Source organism: Ralstonia pickettii (genome assembly GCF_001699815.1).
In the GTDB taxonomy this organism is placed as follows: Bacteria; Pseudomonadota; Gammaproteobacteria; order Burkholderiales; family Burkholderiaceae; genus Ralstonia; species Ralstonia thomasii.
The window spans coordinates 32,007-47,411 of sequence record NZ_MCGB01000066.1; the positions used below are offsets into that span (position 1 = coordinate 32,007).

13 protein-coding genes and 1 pseudogene are annotated in these 15,405 nt (G+C 64.5%); 8 read left to right on the forward strand and 6 right to left on the reverse strand.

Features of this window, described 5'->3' with window-relative positions; translation table 11 throughout:
- The 3 genes from BEK68_RS13175 (at window position 1) to BEK68_RS24940 (ending at window position 2,195) form a co-directional block, all read left to right on the forward strand.
- Window positions 1–1,680: an FAD-dependent oxidoreductase gene (locus BEK68_RS13175; RefSeq protein WP_024542553.1), complete on the forward strand. Its 1,680-nt coding sequence runs from the start codon at window positions 1–3 to the stop codon at window positions 1,678–1,680.
- A 17-nt stretch (window positions 1,681–1,697) separates the two neighbouring features.
- Window positions 1,698–1,907 (forward strand): DUF2783 domain-containing protein, encoded by a 210-nt coding sequence (locus tag BEK68_RS13180; protein ID WP_024542554.1) that lies wholly within the window; start codon window positions 1,698–1,700, stop codon window positions 1,905–1,907.
- Between the two features lie 141 nt (window positions 1,908–2,048).
- The gene (locus BEK68_RS24940; protein ID WP_249262921.1) at window positions 2,049–2,195 is read left to right on the forward strand and encodes a hypothetical protein; all 147 of its coding nucleotides are present in this window, start codon (window positions 2,049–2,051) and stop codon (window positions 2,193–2,195) included.
- Here the strand turns inward: BEK68_RS24940 and BEK68_RS13185 are convergent.
- The 3 genes and pseudogenes from BEK68_RS13185 to BEK68_RS13190 all read right to left on the reverse strand — a co-directional run bounded on the left by BEK68_RS13185 (window position 2,192) and on the right by BEK68_RS13190 (window position 4,515).
- Complete coding sequence (locus BEK68_RS13185; protein ID WP_024542556.1) at window positions 2,192–3,244, reverse strand: aldo/keto reductase; 1,053 nt, start codon at window positions 3,242–3,244, stop codon at window positions 2,192–2,194. The genes BEK68_RS24940 and BEK68_RS13185 overlap by 4 nt on opposite strands.
- A gap of 102 nt (window positions 3,245–3,346) precedes the next feature.
- Window positions 3,347–3,550: pseudogene (locus tag BEK68_RS26175) on the reverse strand (IclR family transcriptional regulator domain-containing protein); the annotation flags it as partial.
- Window positions 3,551–3,597: 47 nt separating this feature from the next.
- Entirely contained in the window at window positions 3,598–4,515 is a 918-nt protein-coding gene (locus BEK68_RS13190; RefSeq protein WP_024542557.1) for a LysR family transcriptional regulator, read from the reverse strand.
- A 133-nt stretch (window positions 4,516–4,648) separates the two neighbouring features.
- On the opposite strand from BEK68_RS13190, the gene BEK68_RS13195 reads away from it, so the two are divergent.
- The 3 genes from BEK68_RS13195 to fahA all read left to right on the forward strand — a co-directional run bounded on the left by BEK68_RS13195 (window position 4,649) and on the right by fahA (window position 9,046).
- A complete protein-coding gene (locus BEK68_RS13195; RefSeq protein ID WP_024542558.1) occupies window positions 4,649–6,058 on the forward strand; it encodes an MFS transporter in 1,410 nt (469 codons plus the stop codon).
- A 63-nt stretch (window positions 6,059–6,121) separates the two neighbouring features.
- Window positions 6,122–7,468 carry a homogentisate 1,2-dioxygenase gene (hmgA, locus tag BEK68_RS13200; RefSeq protein WP_024542559.1) on the forward strand — a complete coding sequence of 449 codons (1,347 nt, stop codon included), beginning with the start codon at window positions 6,122–6,124 and terminating at the stop codon, window positions 7,466–7,468.
- A gap of 306 nt (window positions 7,469–7,774) precedes the next feature.
- On the forward strand, window positions 7,775–9,046 hold the full coding sequence (gene fahA / locus BEK68_RS13205) for a fumarylacetoacetase (RefSeq protein ID WP_024541898.1): 1,272 nt from the start codon (window positions 7,775–7,777) through the stop codon (window positions 9,044–9,046).
- A 42-nt stretch (window positions 9,047–9,088) separates the two neighbouring features.
- On the opposite strand, the gene BEK68_RS13210 is transcribed toward fahA, so the two are convergent.
- Window positions 9,089–9,727 carry an FMN-binding negative transcriptional regulator gene (locus BEK68_RS13210; protein ID WP_024541897.1) on the reverse strand — a complete coding sequence of 213 codons (639 nt, stop codon included), beginning with the start codon at window positions 9,725–9,727 and terminating at the stop codon, window positions 9,089–9,091.
- A gap of 103 nt (window positions 9,728–9,830) precedes the next feature.
- The gene (locus tag BEK68_RS13215) at window positions 9,831–10,988 is read right to left on the reverse strand and encodes an acyl-CoA dehydrogenase family protein (RefSeq protein ID WP_024541896.1); all 1,158 of its coding nucleotides are present in this window, start codon (window positions 10,986–10,988) and stop codon (window positions 9,831–9,833) included.
- Between the two features lie 113 nt (window positions 10,989–11,101).
- On the opposite strand from BEK68_RS13215, the gene BEK68_RS13220 reads away from it, so the two are divergent.
- Window positions 11,102–12,022, forward strand: a complete 921-nt coding sequence (locus tag BEK68_RS13220; RefSeq protein WP_024541895.1) for a LysR family transcriptional regulator — start codon at window positions 11,102–11,104, stop codon at window positions 12,020–12,022.
- Here the strand turns inward: BEK68_RS13220 and BEK68_RS13225 are convergent, their stop codons facing one another.
- Window positions 12,023–12,940, reverse strand: coding sequence for a LysR family transcriptional regulator (locus BEK68_RS13225; protein WP_004634874.1), 918 nt, complete (start codon window positions 12,938–12,940; stop codon window positions 12,023–12,025).
- 124 nt (window positions 12,941–13,064) lie between these two features.
- On the opposite strand from BEK68_RS13225, the gene metE reads away from it, so the two are divergent.
- Complete coding sequence (gene metE / locus BEK68_RS13230) at window positions 13,065–15,395, forward strand: 5-methyltetrahydropteroyltriglutamate--homocysteine S-methyltransferase (protein ID WP_024541894.1); 2,331 nt, start codon at window positions 13,065–13,067, stop codon at window positions 15,393–15,395.
- Window positions 15,396–15,405 lie beyond the last annotated feature (10 nt).

Sequence of the window (15,405 nt, forward strand, 5' to 3'; positions counted from 1 at the left end):
ATGAACCCCGACTTCCAGAACCGCGTCTTCGCGTATGCGCCGTGCGCCGAGCAGCAGCGCGGCGCCGCACCTGCGGCCCGCCCCGTCGTCATCGTCGGCGCGGGGCCGGTGGGGTTGGCCACGGCCATCGATCTGGCGCAGCAAGGTGTGGCCGTGGTCGTCGTCGACGATGATTGCACGCTGTCGACCGGCTCGCGCGCGATCTGCTTCTCCAAGCGGTCATTGGAGATTTTCGATCGGCTCGGCTGCGGCGACTGCATGGTCGACAAGGGCGTGAGCTGGAACGTCGGCAAGGTCTACCTGAAGAACGAACTGCTCTACAGCTTTGACCTGCTGCCCGAAACCGGCCACCGCCGGCCAGCGTTCATCAACCTGCAGCAGTATTACGTAGAAGGCTTTCTCGTTGAACGCGCGCAAGCCTTGCCGAACATCGAGCTGCGCTGGAAGAACAAGGTGACGGCCCTCATACAGGATGCCGATGGTGTAACGCTCAACATCGAGACGCCCGACGGCACGTACGAGCAGCGCGCGCAATACGTGGTCGCCGCCGACGGCTCGCGCAGCCCGGTCCGCAACATGATGGGCCTCGAAGCCCACGGCCAGACGTTCAAAGACCGCTTCCTGATCGCCGACGTGCGTATGGATGCGCCCTTCCCGAGCGAACGCTGGTTCTGGTTTGATCCGCCGTTCCACCCGAATCAATCGGTGCTGCTGCACCACCAGCCCGACAACGTCTGGCGCATCGATTTCCAGCTTGGCTGGGACGCCGACCCCGTCGCCGAGAAGCAACCCGAGCGCGTCATTCCACGCGTGCGCGCGCTGCTGGGGGAAAACGTCGATTTCGAGCTGGAATGGGTCAGCGTCTATACGTTTTCGTGCGAACGCATGGACCGCTTCCGCCACGGCCGCGTGCTCTTCATCGGTGATGCAGCGCATCGGGTGTCGCCGTTCGGCGCGCGCGGCGCCAACAGCGGCTTGCAGGATGCCGAGAACCTCGCGTGGAAGTTGCGCATGGTGCTTGCCGGCGATGCGCCCGACGCGCTGCTCGACACGTACGCGAGCGAGCGCGAGTTTGCCGCCGACGACAACATCCGCCACTCCACCCGCTCGACGGATTTCATCACGCCCAAGAGCGCGGTCAGTCGGATCTTTCGCGATGCCACACTGCGCTTGGCCAAGCACTATCCGTTTGCGCGGACGCTGGTCAACAGCGGTCGGCTCTCGATGCCAACGGTGCTTGAAGGTTCTCCGTTGCAGACAGCGGATGAAGCGCCTTTCGCCTGCACGCTCGTGCCCGGCGCTGTCGCACTTGATGCGCCGGTACGCCATGCCGATGGCCGCGCCGACTGGCTGCTCAGCCATCTGCGCGACAGCTTCACCGTGCTGCGCTTCTGCGGTGCGGGAGAACACGTCGATGCGCTGCCGTTGCCGACGCTAGCGATCTTTCCGGCCGGCGGCATGGGCACAGTCTCAGCCAACGTGACGGCGCTGGAAGACATCGACGGGCTGGTCGCGCAACGCTATGACGCGCGCCCCGGCACGACTTACCTGATCCGCCCCGATCAGCACGTCTGCGCACGCTGGCGCGCACTCGATCCTGCCAAGCTGGCCGCCGCGTTGCTTCGTGCCACCGGCCAGACCGCGCCTGCCGCGACCTCGCGCGCTACCGTGTCCGCCTGAGCTGAATACCGATCACCATGCCGCTGAACACACAAGCGAACCTGCCGCGTCCGGATGATTTCTACGAGGCGCTGATCGACGCGCACCGCAACCTTAGCGACGAGCACAGTGCGATGCTCAACGCGCAGCTCATCCTGCTGCTCGCGAACCATATCGGCGACACGGCGGTATTGCGTGAAGCGCTGGCGGCGGCGCGGCTGGCATTGCCGGCAGCAACTGCAACCTGAGCGCCATCCCGTTTCAACAATCCAACACTTACGCTTGATCGCACTTGCGACTGGGGTTGGCGCGATGTGCAGCGCGCTCCCCCAAAACGCTACCGTTCGTCCGGGCCCGGTGGCCCGCATGTCAACAAGACGGGAGCGGCCGTGCTGCTGCTCGCAGACAAGCTGGCGGACCACGACGCGGCAGCCGACGCGGCGGAGCGTGCGCAGCGGCGGCCGCACCATCATCGGGTGGAGCGCGACAACCCGCGCCGCGTGTTCAAAGGCGAACGATTTGAGCCGGCAGACTAACGCCCGGCCAGCCGCGTTCCGGCAAGCTGGCCCCGTCGGTATTCGCCTTGCCGCTCGAGCATCCAGCCCGGGTACTCGGCCGGGAGTTTGCTCAGTTCGTCGAGCTGCGCCAGTTCCTGCGCCGTCAGCTCGACCTTGGTAGCAGCGATGTTGTCGTCGAGCTGCTCAATCTTCTTGGCACCAACAATCACGGTGGTCACTGCCTGCTGATGCAGCAGCCACGCGAGCGCAATCTGCGCGACCGACACGCTGCGCGCATTGGCCATGACGCGCATGGCATCCACACACGTGTAGGCACGCGCGCGGTCCACCGGCGGGAAATCGAACTTGTTGCGGCGGCTGTCGTGCTCGCCGTGCTGCTCGCGCGTGTATTTTCCGCTGAGCAGCCCGCCAGCCAGCGGGCTCCATACCATCAGGCCCAGGCCTTCGCTCTTGAGCATCGGCACCAGCTCGCGCTCCAAGTCACGGCCGGCAACTGTGTAATACGCCTGCAGGCTTTCGAAGCGTGCGCAGCCCAGCCGCTCGGCAATTCCCAACGCCTTGACGATCTGCCACGCCGCCCAGTTCGATACACCCACATAGCGAACGTGGCCATGCTGGACCAGCGTGTCGAGCGCACGCACGGTTTCTTCGATCGGCGTGGCGGGATCGAAACCATGGATCTGATAAAGATCGATATGGTCGAGCTGCATGCGCTTCAGGCTCGCCTTGATGCCGTCCATGATGTGGAACCGCGAGGCGCCGCGCGCATTCACGCTGTCGCCGGTCTGCCCGAACACCTTGGTGGCGACGACCACGCTGTCGCGCGACACCTTCAGGTTCTTGAGCGCCTGCCCCGTCATCTGTTCAGCGACGCCGTTGGCGTATACATCGGCCGTGTCGATGAAGTTGATCCCGGCGTCGAGCGCGCGCCCGATCAGGCGCTCGGCATCGGCCTGCTGCAAATCGCCGATATGCTGCCAGATGCCGTCGTTGCCGCCGAAGGTCATCGTGCCCAGGCACAGCTCCGATACGAACAGGCCCGTCCGGCCCAGCTGGTTGTAACGCATGTGATCGACTCCAATACGGTGGAAATGGAATGCTGAGCGCACAGGCTCAGATGCGAGAGACAACGCAGAGGATAAGACGGACTGGCTGATCCTGCAGAGCGCTCAGTCGGATGCAGGGTGATGCCCACGCCGCGACGAGATAGCCGCCCCCGCCTGCTGCAGCAGCGCAACGTAGAGCGCCTTGGTATCGGCGCCGTAACGCATGGTCGGCAACGCGATCGACAGCCCCGCAATCACGCGGTCAAAGCGGCCGAATACCGGTACGGCAATACACAGCAACCCGTCTTCGTGCTTTTCGTTGTCTTGTCGGCTTGCACGAACAATTGCAGCGCACGGTCTCGGCCGGCTGACGCCTAGCCTTCCAGTTCGGCAAAGCGCTGCGCGACGAGGTTGCGCAGCCACTGGTTGCCGGCGTCCTGATGGAAACGCCGGTGCCAGAACACATTCGTCTGCAACGCCGGCAGCTTGAGCGGCGGCGCCACGAATTCCAGCCCGAACGGTGGCGCCGCACGCTCGGCCAGCTTGCGCGGCACCGTCACCACCAGGTCGGTCGTGCTGACGATGTACGGCACCGCCACGAAGTGCGGCACCGAAAAGCGCGCCGACTGCGTGATCCCCGCCTTGTCGAGCAGCGGCCCGATGGCGTTGTAGGGGCTGGCCGAACTTGCCACCACGAGGTGCGACGCTGCGCGAAAGCGCTCCAGCGTCAGCTTGCCCTCCGACAGCGCATGGCCGCGCCGGAACATCGTCACGTAATCCTGCTGAAACAGGCGGCGCTGGAAGAGGCTCTCGCCGGAAAGATCATCGAACGCGCCAATGGCAAGGTCGATGGCACCGGCCTCCATTTCGGCCTTCATGTCGAACCCGCCCGCACGCAGCGTGTCGAGCCGCACGCCTGGCGCCTGCTCGGCACATAACTGCGCCAGCACCGGCATGAAATACACCTCGCCGACGTCGCTCATGGCAATCGTGAAGGTGCGCGTGGAAGTGGCCGCATCAAAATGCGTGCGCTGGCCGAAGGCGCGTTGCAGCGTGTCAAGCGCCATCGCCACCGGTTCGGCCAATTGCTCGGCAAGTGCGGTCGGCATCATGCCGCGCGGGGTGCGAACAAAGAGTTCGTCGTCAAAGGTCTGGCGCAGGCGCGACAACGCGTTGCTTACCGCAGGCTGCGACAGGCCCAGCCGCTCGGCCACGACGGAGATGCGCTTTTCGCGCAGGATTTCCTGAAACAGCACCAGCAGGTTCAGGTCCACATCCCGCAGATTCAGCATGGCGACGCCTCAACATTCACAATATCAATAGCATGCATTCTCGCATTGATATTTCAAATTCTCATCCGATCCGGACAATACGCGCATACCAAGAATCCAGAACAGAGCGGCAACGCCGCCACCGGAGACCACCATGCGCCCTGCCCCCGCCGCTCATGAAGCGCCATCCACGCCCATCGACCTCGCCCGCCTGATCGACCAGGGCAAGGTTGGCGGCTTCCAGATCCTGTTGCTCGCCATCTGCGGGCTGTGCCTGATCATCGACGGCTTTGACGTGCAGGCCATGGGCTATGTGGCGCCCGCCATCATCAAGGACTGGAATATCACCAAGGCAAGCCTCGGGCCGGTATTTGGCGCGGGGTTGTTCGGCATGCTGGTCGGCTCGCTGGTGTTTGGCGTGCTGGGCGACCGCTTCGGGCGGCGGCCGGTGCTGATCGTCGCCACGTTCTTCTTTGCAGCGTGCATGCTGGCCACCACGCAGGTCGAAACGGTGAGCGCCCTGCTTATCCTGCGCTTTGTCACGGGCCTGGGGCTGGGCTGCATCATGCCCAACGCGATGGCGCTAGCCGGCGAGTTCAGCCCTGCACGCACGCGCGTGACCTGGATGATGCTGGTGTCGTGCGGCTTTACCGTGGGCGCGGCGCTTGGCGGCTTTGTGAGCGCAGCGCTGCTGTCGCGCTTTGGGTGGCATGCGGTCTTTCTGGTGGGCGGCCTGGTGCCTCTTGTCATTGGCGTGATGATGGTGCTGTGGCTGCCGGAATCCCTGCAATACCTGGTGCTCAAGGGTCATGGGCAAATGCGGCAGACGCGCCATCAGCGTCTGGCTCGCTGGCTGGGCAAGCTCGCGCCGCAACTGCAGGTGAACGCGCAGACGCAATTCGTGGTGCCCGAGGCGCCCGCGGGTGGCATGCCGGTCTCCGCGCTCTTCACGGAAGGCCGCGCCAAGGTCACGCTCGTGCTGTGGGTCATCAACTTCATGAACCTGATCGACCTGTACTTCCTGTCGAACTGGCTGCCGACGCTGATTCGCGATGCCGGATATCCGACGGATACCGCTGTGCTGGTCGCCACCGCGCTGCAGGTGGGCGGTGTGATCGGCACGCTCACGCTGGGCCGGTTGATCGATCGCCTCGGCTTTGTGCGGGTGCTGGCCGTGTGCTTCCTGATCGCCTGCGTCACCGTTGGGCTGATCGGCCATGTGGCGGCTGCGCTGCCCGTGCTGGTGGCGGTGGTGTTCGTGGCCGGCTTCTGCATCGTCGGCGGACAGCCTGCGGTGAATGCACTGGCCGCCACGTATTACCCCACCACGCTGCGCGCCACCGGCATCGGCTGGAGCCTTGGCGTGGGCCGCATCGGCTCCGTCATCGGCCCGGTGATCGGCGGGCAACTGATTGCCCTGCAGTGGAGCGGCCCGGCGTTGTTCTCGGCCGCGGCGGTGCCGGCGATGGTGTCGTTCGGCATGGTGCTGGTGCTTACGCTGGCCGCCAGTGGCGCGGACGCCGCACGCTTTGCCTCCGGCCGCACAACCGGCAAGCCCGCCTGATGGTCTGGTAACGACTACGCTTTCCCTGAAGACGCTCCTGATTTTTTCTCCAAGGACTTCACCATGAACATGCTCGCCCCGACGGCCAAGAACGCATTCACCCCCGCGTCGCTGGACCGGCCCGCTTACCAAAGCGGCTTCGGCAACGAGTTCGCCACCGAAGCACTGCCCGGCGCGCTGCCCCACGGCCAGAACTCGCCGCAGAAGGCGCCGTATGGCTTGTATGCGGAACAGATTTCCGGCACGGCATTCACCGCCCCGCGTGCGCACAACCGCCGCTCGTGGCTGTATCGCATTCGCCCGGGTGCGGTGCATCTGCCGTTCGAGGCCATGGCGCAAGGCCGCTTCCACAGCAACTTCAACGAGGTGCCGCCCTCGCCCAACCAGCTGCGTTGGGACCCGCTGCCCGCACCGGCGGCCGGCACCGATTTCATCGACGGCATCGTCACCTTCGCCGGCAACGGCGGGCCGGACGCGCAAACGGGCTGCGGCATCCACCTGTACGCCGCCAACGCGTCAATGACGGAGCGCTTCTTCTACAACGCCGACGGCGAGCTGCTGATCGTCCCGCAGCAAGGCCGCCTGCGCCTGCTGACGGAGATGGGCGTGGTCGATGTCGAACCGCTGGAGATTGTGGTCGTCCCGCGCGGCGTGCGCTTCCGCGTCGAGCTGCCGGACGGTGACGCACGCGGCTACATCTGCGAGAACTTCGGCGCGCTCTTCCGCTTGCCGGACCTGGGTGTGATCGGCTCGAACGGCCTGGCCAACCCGCGCGACTTCCTCACCCCGCACGCGTGGTACGAAGACCGCGAGGGCAACTTCGAACTCGTCGCAAAATTCCAAGGCAGCCTGTGGACCGCGAAGATCGGCCACTCGCCGCTGGACGTCGTTGCCTGGCACGGCAACCTCGCGCCGTACAAATACGACCTGCGCCTGTTCAACACCATCGGCTCGATCAGCTACGACCATCCGGACCCGTCGATCTTCCTGGTGCTGCAAAGCCCCTCCGACACGCCGGGCGTGGACACCATCGACTTCGTGATCTTCCCGCCGCGCTGGCTCGCCGCTGAAAACACATTCCGCCCGCCCTGGTTCCACCGCAACGTCGCAAGCGAATTCATGGGCCTGATCCAGGGCGTGTACGACGCCAAGGCCGAAGGCTTCGTGCCGGGCGGTGCCAGCCTGCACAACTGCATGAGCGGTCACGGCCCCGATGCCGACACGTTCGAGAAAGCCAGCAACGGCGACACCACCAAGCCGCATAAAGTCGACGCAACGATGGCCTTCATGTTCGAGACGCCAGCAGTCATTCGCCCGACGCGCTTCGCGGCGGAATCGGCGCAACTGCAAGCCAAGTACTTCGAATGCTGGCAAGGCCTGAAGAAGCATTTCGACCCGACCAAGCCCTAAGAACACCGCCTTGGCGCCAAGGCGAGCATCCAGAAGGTGTGGCCGTACCCTGCCCTAGATGGCGCCTTGAATTTCTGTTGCAGGGAGGAAAAAGGAAGGGAAACTGTCTGAGCGAAGCGAGTTTTTCCCTTCCCCTCCCTGCGACATAAATTCAAGGGGAAGTCGCCATCTCGGGCGCGCCGTTCTTTGCTGACTTTCTTTGGCAAGACAAAGAAAGTGAGTCGCCCCCGGCAGGGGGTGAAACACCAGATGCACCGGCAGCGTCAAGAAACGAAATAACCGCCCCAAATAAATCACCGCCCCATCATGACCACCCGACAACTAAGCTGGCTGGAATCCGCCAACACCCCCGACACCCACTTCCCCCTGGAAAACCTGCCCTTCGGCATCTTCTCCACCAAGGAAAACCCGTCGCCACGCGCAGGCGTGGCCCTGGGCGATCAGGTCATCGATCTCGGCGTGCTGGATGACGCCGGGCTGCTGCCCGCAGCAACACGCGGCACGTTCCGCACCGGCAAACTCAACACCTTCATCGCCCTCGGCAAGCCCATCTGGGCGGAAACGCGCAAGAAGCTGCAAGCGCTGTTCAGCGTGGCCGACACGCACGTACGCGACAACGCCACGCTGCACGCTCGCGCGCTGGTGCCGCAGGCACATGCCGTGATGCACCTGCCGATCGACATCCCCGGCTACACGGATTTCTATTCATCGAAAGAACACGCCACCAACGTCGGCCGCATGTTCCGAGATCCCGAGAACGCGCTGCTGCCCAACTGGCTGGAAATCCCGATCGGCTACAACGGCCGCGCAAGCTCCGTGGTGGTGAGCGGCACACCGCTGCATCGCCCGATGGGCCAGATCAAGCTGCCCGACCAGCCGCGCCCGATCTTCACGGCCTGCCGCAAGCTGGACTACGAGCTGGAGATGGCCTTTGTGGTCGGCAAGCCCAGTGCGCTGGGTGAGCCGGTTTCCGTGGACGCAGCGCCGGACCACATGTTCGGCGTCGTGCTGCTCAACGACTGGAGCGCGCGCGACATCCAGCAATGGGAATACGTGCCGCTCGGCCCGTTCAACTCGAAGGGCTTTGGTACATCGATCTCGCCGTGGATCGTGACGATGGAGGCGCTGGAGCCGTTCCGCGTGGCCAACCCGGCGCAGTCGCCCGAGCCGCTGGAGTACCTGCGCCAGAGCCGGCCGAACGCTTACGACATCGCCCTCGAAACCGCGCTGCGCCCACACGGCGGCGCGCGCACGACGATCGCTCGCACGAATTTCCGCGCGATGTACTGGACGATGGCGCAGCAGCTTGCGCACCACACCGTGTCCGGCTGCAACGTGCGCGTGGGTGACCTGATGGGCTCGGGCACCATTAGCGGAACGACGCCGGATTCTTACGGCAGCCTGCTGGAGCTGACCGTCAACGGCAAGCAGCCGCTGGACCTCGGCAATGGCACCACGCGCACCTTCCTGGAAGACGGCGACGAAGTCACCCTGACCGGCTGGTGCCAGGGCGATGGCTATCGCGTGGGCTTCGGGGAAGTGCGCGGCGAGATTCTGCCGGCACGCAGTGTGAAGTAAGGCAGTGCGGAGCGACGGATTAACAGTCCGTCGCTCCGCCTTTTATTCTGTCTTGGCAGCAGCGCAGGCCAGCATCGCGTGGCTGATCACACGCTCGCCGCTAGCCCTGAGCGCCTCACCGGCGCCAACGATATCTCGCGTCTCTTTGTTCTGACTCAGCTTGAGCTTGCCTTCGATGCGCGTGATCTCGATCTCGATGCCGACGATCATCTTGAGCAGCGCGTCGGTGTAGTCCGTTGGGGCGTCGGACATCTTCCACGGCGCAGGTTGTGATGCCTCATGCGTGCGCGTCAGGCGTGCCACCACGCCGCGCACAAAACGCTCGTCGTCACGCACGGTGATCCGGCCATGCGCATGCGCGACGCGGTAGTTCCATGTCGGCACCTGCCGGTGGGCTTCGTGCTTGCTCGGATACCACGTCGGTGAAATGTACGCATCGCCCGCGCGGAAGATGACGAGCACCTCATCGCCGTTCGCCACGTCTTTCCAGACCGGGTTGGCACGCGCCACATGGGCATGCAGCACGCCAAGCTTTCCCTCTTCCGGCAGCAGCAAGAACGGGATGTGGTTCGCATCCAACCCATGCTCGCCATGCGTGACAAGCGTCCCGAACGGATTCTGCGCGATCAGGTCGTGCAGCGCGTCAGGGCGCGATTCTTCAAAGTGGGCGGGAATGTACATGGCGACTCCGGCAGCAACCGTGCAATCTGACAGGAAGCACCTATTCTGAACCCGAACGTGGCTCCAACATAGAGCCAGATTCCGGCGGATTATTAGAGCCAGCCTAATCGCGCAGCAGGTTCTTGGCGATGATGAGCTGCTGGATCTGCGTGGTGCCTTCGTACAAACGCAACAGGCGCACATCGCGATAGAAGCGCTCGGCCTTGTATTCGGCGATGTAACCTGCGCCACCGTGAATCTGCACCGCGCGATCCGCCACGCGACCGACCATCTCGGTGCAGAACATCTTGGTGCACGAGGCCAGCATGCTGACTTCGTGATCCTGTTTGCCGACGGGCTTTGCGTCGTAGCGGCGCGCACAATCCCGCACCATCGACATGCCGGCGTACAGCTCTGCCTGGCTATCGGCGAGCATGGCCTGAATCAACTGAAAGTCTGCGATGGGCTGACCGAACTGTTTGCGCTCCTTGGCGTAGGCCACCGCGTCGGTGATGAGCCGATGCGCCATGCCGCAGGCCAGCGCCGAGATATGCAGACGGCCCCGATCCAGCACCTTCATCGCCGTCTTGAAACCCTGCCCCGCCACGCCGCCGATGATGTTGGCGGCGGGCACCCGCACGTTGTCGAGCATCACATCGCACGTCTTGGTGCCCCGCTGGCCCATCTTCTTGTCAGGCTTGCCCAACGTGATGCCCGGCGTGTCGGCCGGCACGATGAAGGCGGAGATGCCGCCCGCGCCTTCGCCGCCTGTGCGCGCCATCAGCGTGAATGCCCCGGCGCGCGGCGCGTTGGTGATGTAGCGCTTGCTGCCGTTGATGACGTAGTGATCGCCATCCAGCGTGGCGCGCGTCTGCAGCGACGCCGCATCCGACCCGGCATTCGGCTCCGTCAGCGCAAACGAGATGATCAGTTCGCCGCTGGCAATGCGTGGCAAGTAGTCAGCTTTCTGCGCATCGGTACCGTCCATCAGGATGCCCTGTGAGCCGATGCCGACGTTGGTGCCGAACACCGAGCGAAACGCCAGCGCCGTGTGCCCGAGGTCGTACGCCACCTCGCATTCCTGCACCATCGCCAGGCCAATGCCACCGTACTCTTCCGGAATCGACAGGCCGAAGAGGCCCATCTCTTTCATGTCGGCAACGATGTCGGCGGGCACGTCGTCCTCTTCCTCGAGGATGTTCTCCGCCGGCACGAGCCGTTCCTGGATGAAGCGCTGCACCGATTGCTGCAGCAAGCCGAAGGATTCGTCGTCGAGCGCCATGTCACCTGCTCCTATGGGATATGCCGGGGGATCTTACCGGGTTGGCACACTTTGACAATCCGCGCCGGCATCAACAGAATGTCGAATTCGATTCACCAATCTGACGGGCGGTCATGGATCTCAATGCGCTCAAGCTGTTCGTGGAAATTGTCGATGCGGGCAACCTGTCGGCGGCGGCGCGCCGGCTGCAAACCACACGTTCCAACGTGAGCCACCGCTTGAAGGCGTTCGAGCGCGCACTGGGCGTGCAACTGCTGCGCCGGACCACGCGCCGCGTGGAGCCTACGGAGGTCGGCGCCGGCATCTATGTACACGGCCGAAGCATCCTGCGCGAAATGGCGGCCGCCGACGCGCTGGTCTCGTCGCTCGGCAAATCGCTGCAAGGCAGCGTGCGGCTGTCGGTGCCGACGGGGCTGGGGCATCTGCTGGTGTCGCCGCTGCTGGTGGCCTTCAAGCGCGCGTATCCGGATATCCGCCTGGATGTGCGGTTCGACAACCGCGTGTCCGACCTGATTGGCGAGGATGTAGACGTGGCACTGCGCATTGTCTCGAAACCGCCGGAAACGCTGGTCGCCACGCTGCTTGATGAAGTGGACTGGGTGCTGTGCGCCGCGCCGGACTACCTGGCCGTGCATGGCGTGCCGAAAACGCTCGACGCGCTCGCAGCCCACACCATCGTCAGCGCGCCGGCCGTCGGACAACCGTTGCGGCTGTCGGCGCAACTGGGCGATGAGCGGACACTCGTGACGCTGGACCCGGGCGTCTCTTCCGACAACTACCTGTTCCTGCAAGCCGCCGTGCGTTCGGGCAATGGCCTCGGAATCCTGCCCTATTACGCCGCAGCCGATGATCTGCACGAGGGTCACGTCAAACGCGTGCTGCCCGGATATCGGTTCAGCGTGTTTGGCAGCCGCCTTTACATGCTGGCGATGCCGAGTCGATACCGGACGCTCGCGACGCGACACTTGCTGGACTTCCTCAAGGACGGGCTGCAAGGCAAGCTGCCGCGCCTGCCGCAGAAGGAACGCGCCTGATCACGCCTCCAGCGGCATCAGCCCAGGCAGCTGCGCAAAGCAAATCGACTTGGCCGTCTCGATAAAGTCCTGGGCAAAAGGTGCCTGCGCATAGTCGCGCGTCATGGCGGCGTAGAGATCGCTCCAAAGGCCCTCCTTGCCGACACGCTTGGCCACCACGTATTCGTAATCGACGTAATTCTTGATGCCCCAGCTCGGCAGCGCGGCCAGCCCGCGGCGGCTGGCAACGAGTTGCAGCACGGCAATGGTCAGCTCTGCCGTGCGGCGGTTGAATGCGATTCCGGCCGGTGTCAGCACCTGGCGGATCAGATCGATGCGCTCTTCGGGTACGGGGTAGGTGATGAGCGTCTGGTCCGTAAAGTCCTTCGCTTCCAGCCACTTCTTGTTGCGCAGCGCGTGGTCGACCGGCAGCACGGCGAGGATCTCGAAGCGGAACAGCGGCGCGAACACCACGCCCCGCCGCACCTTGGCGTCGGAGCCGATGATGACGTCGGCGCGGCCGTCCTTAAGCAGCGCGAGCGGATCCGTGTGGAAACCCGACACGAGGTCCATTTCGACTTCGGGCCAGCGCTGGCGGAAGGCGTCCATCACGGGCATCAGCCAGTCAAAGCAGGTATGGCATTCCAGCGCGATGCGCAGCGTGCCCGCCGCGCGGCCCTTGATGCGTTCAAGGTCGCGCTCGGCGGTCTGGATGTCGGCGACGACCTTTTGCGCGAGTTCCAGCATGCGCTCCCCGGCTTCGGTCAATTCCACCGTCTGCCCCTTGCGGCGCACGACGGCCAGCCCGTAATGCGACTCCAGTGCGCGCAGTTGATGCGACAGCGCCGATTGCGTCAGGTGCAGCCGCTCGGCGGCGCGCGACACGGAGCCGCCGTCGGCCAGGGCAATCAGCGTGCGTAGATGGCGGATTTCAAGCATGGTCCTGCGATATCCAATATATGAATCTCATTCAACATTATCGAAAATAATATCATTTGATTCATGACAACGGGTCGCAGATCATCGCTGGACTGAAAAACGAATCGCTTGTCCTGCGAAGACTATGACGACCATCCACACCCTCGGCTACCCGCGCATCGGCGCGCAACGCGAGCTGAAGTTCGCGCTCGAATCATTCTGGAAGGGCGCCTCGTCCGAAGACGACCTGCGCGCCACCGGTCGTGCCCTGCGCGAGCGCCACTGGACTGCCCAGCGCGAGGCCGGCCTCGACTTCGTGACCGTGGGCGATTTCGCCTGGTACGACCAGGTGTTGCAGACTGCCGCCCTGCTCGGCGCCATTCCCACGCGCTACGGCTTTGACGCCGCGCAGCTGACGCTGGCGCAATCGTTCGTCCTTGCGCGCGGCAATGCCGACCACGCCGCCATGGAAATGACGAAGTGGTTCGACACGAATTACCACTACCTCGTGCCTGAACTCACGCCGGACCTCCTCGATCGGCAATGGGGCCCCGGCACCGAATGGCTGTTCGACGAAGTGCGCGAGGCACAGGCCTCGGGGCACCGCGTGAAGGTGGCGCTCATCGGGCCGGTGACGTTCCTGCATCTGGCCAAGGCGCGCAACGGCTTGACCGACAAGCTCGCGCTGCTGCCGCAAGTGCTTCAGGCTTACGCGGCTGTGCTGCAACGCCTGGCCGCGCTGAATGTGGAATGGGTGCAGATCGACGAACCGGCGCTGGTGCTGGATCTGCCGCAAGCCTGGGTGGACGCATTCGGCCCCGCTTTCCAGGCGCTGGCCGCTGCCAACGGCCCGAAGCTGCTGCTGGCGACGTACTTCGAAGCCGCGTCCCACCACGCTGCACTGATCAAATCCCTGCCGGTCGATGGCGTGCACCTGGATCTCGTGCGTGCGCCGGAACAGCTTGGCGCCTTCGCGCCGTGGCCCGCAGACAAGGTGCTCTCCGCTGGCGTGGTCGACGGCCGCAACATCTGGCGCTCCGATCTCGCGCGCGTGCTGGAGCGCGTGGCGCCGCTGGCCGACGCCTTTGGCGATCGCCTGTGGGTGGCGCCGAGCTGCTCGCTGCTGCATGTGCCGGTTGACCTGTCCGCAGAGACAAAGCTCGACGACGAACTGAAGGGGTGGCTCGCCTTCGCGCGCCAGAAGCTGGACGAACTGGCGATCCTCAAGCTCGCGCTGGTCGAAGGTCCCGCTGCCGTGCAGCAGGCGCTCGATGACAACCGCGCCGCCATCGCCTCGCGTGCCGAATCGCGCCGCGTGCACAACGCGAGCGTCAAGAAGCGCGTGGCCGCGATCCGCGCAGAAGATGCCGAGCGCGCCGCGCCCTACGTTGCCCGGGCTGAAGCGCAGCAAGCCCGCCTGAACCTGCCGTTGCTGCCGACCACCACCATCGGTTCGTTCCCGCAAACAGCGGAAATTCGTCAGGCGCGCGCACAGCACAAGCGCGGCGAACTGCCCGCATTGGATTACCTGCAACGCATGCGCGCCGAGATTACGGACGTCGTGCGCCGTCAGGAAGCCCTCGGCCTCGACATGCTCGTGCACGGAGAAGCCGAGCGCAACGACATGGTCGAATACTTCGGCGAGTTGCTGTGGGGCTACGCCTTCACCGCCAACGGCTGGGTGCAGAGCTACGGCTCGCGCTGCGTAAAGCCGCCCGTGATCTACGGCGACGTGTACCGCCCGGAAGCGATGACGGTCGAGTGGTCCAAGTACGCACAAAGCCTGACCGCCAAGCCGATGAAGGGCATGCTGACCGGCCCCGTGACGATGTTGCAATGGTCGTTCGTGCGCGACGACCAGCCGCGCGAGCAGACCGCGCTGCAGATCGCCCTGGCCCTGCGTGACGAAGTGTGCGATCTGGAAGCCGCCGGCATTGCCGCCATCCAGATCGACGAGCCGGCTTTCCGCGAAGGCCTGCCGTTGCGCGCATCCGATGTGCCGGGCTACCTGGAGTGGGCGGCGCGTGCGTTCCGCGTGTCGGCCTCCGGCGTGCGTAACGACACGCAGATCCACACTCACATGTGCTATTCGGAGTTCAACGACATCCTGCCGGCCATCGCATCGATGGATGCCGACGTGATCACCATCGAGACCTCGCGTTCGAACATGGAACTGCTGGACGCGTTTGGGGAGTTTGCATACCCGAACGAGATTGGGCCGGGCGTGTACGACATCCATTCGCCGCGAGTGCCACGTGTGGAAGAGATGGAAGCGTTGCTCGACAAGGCCGCCCAGGTTCTGCCGGTGCAACGCCTGTGGGTCAACCCCGACTGCGGCCTGAAGACGCGCGGCTGGCCGGAAGTGGAAGCGGCACTGCAAGGCATGGTGGAAGCCACGCGCCGCTTGCGCGCCAAGCATGCCAATGCGCTGCATGCGGGAAGCAAGGCGACGCAGGACGAAGGTGCGACGGCTTAAAAGTCGATAG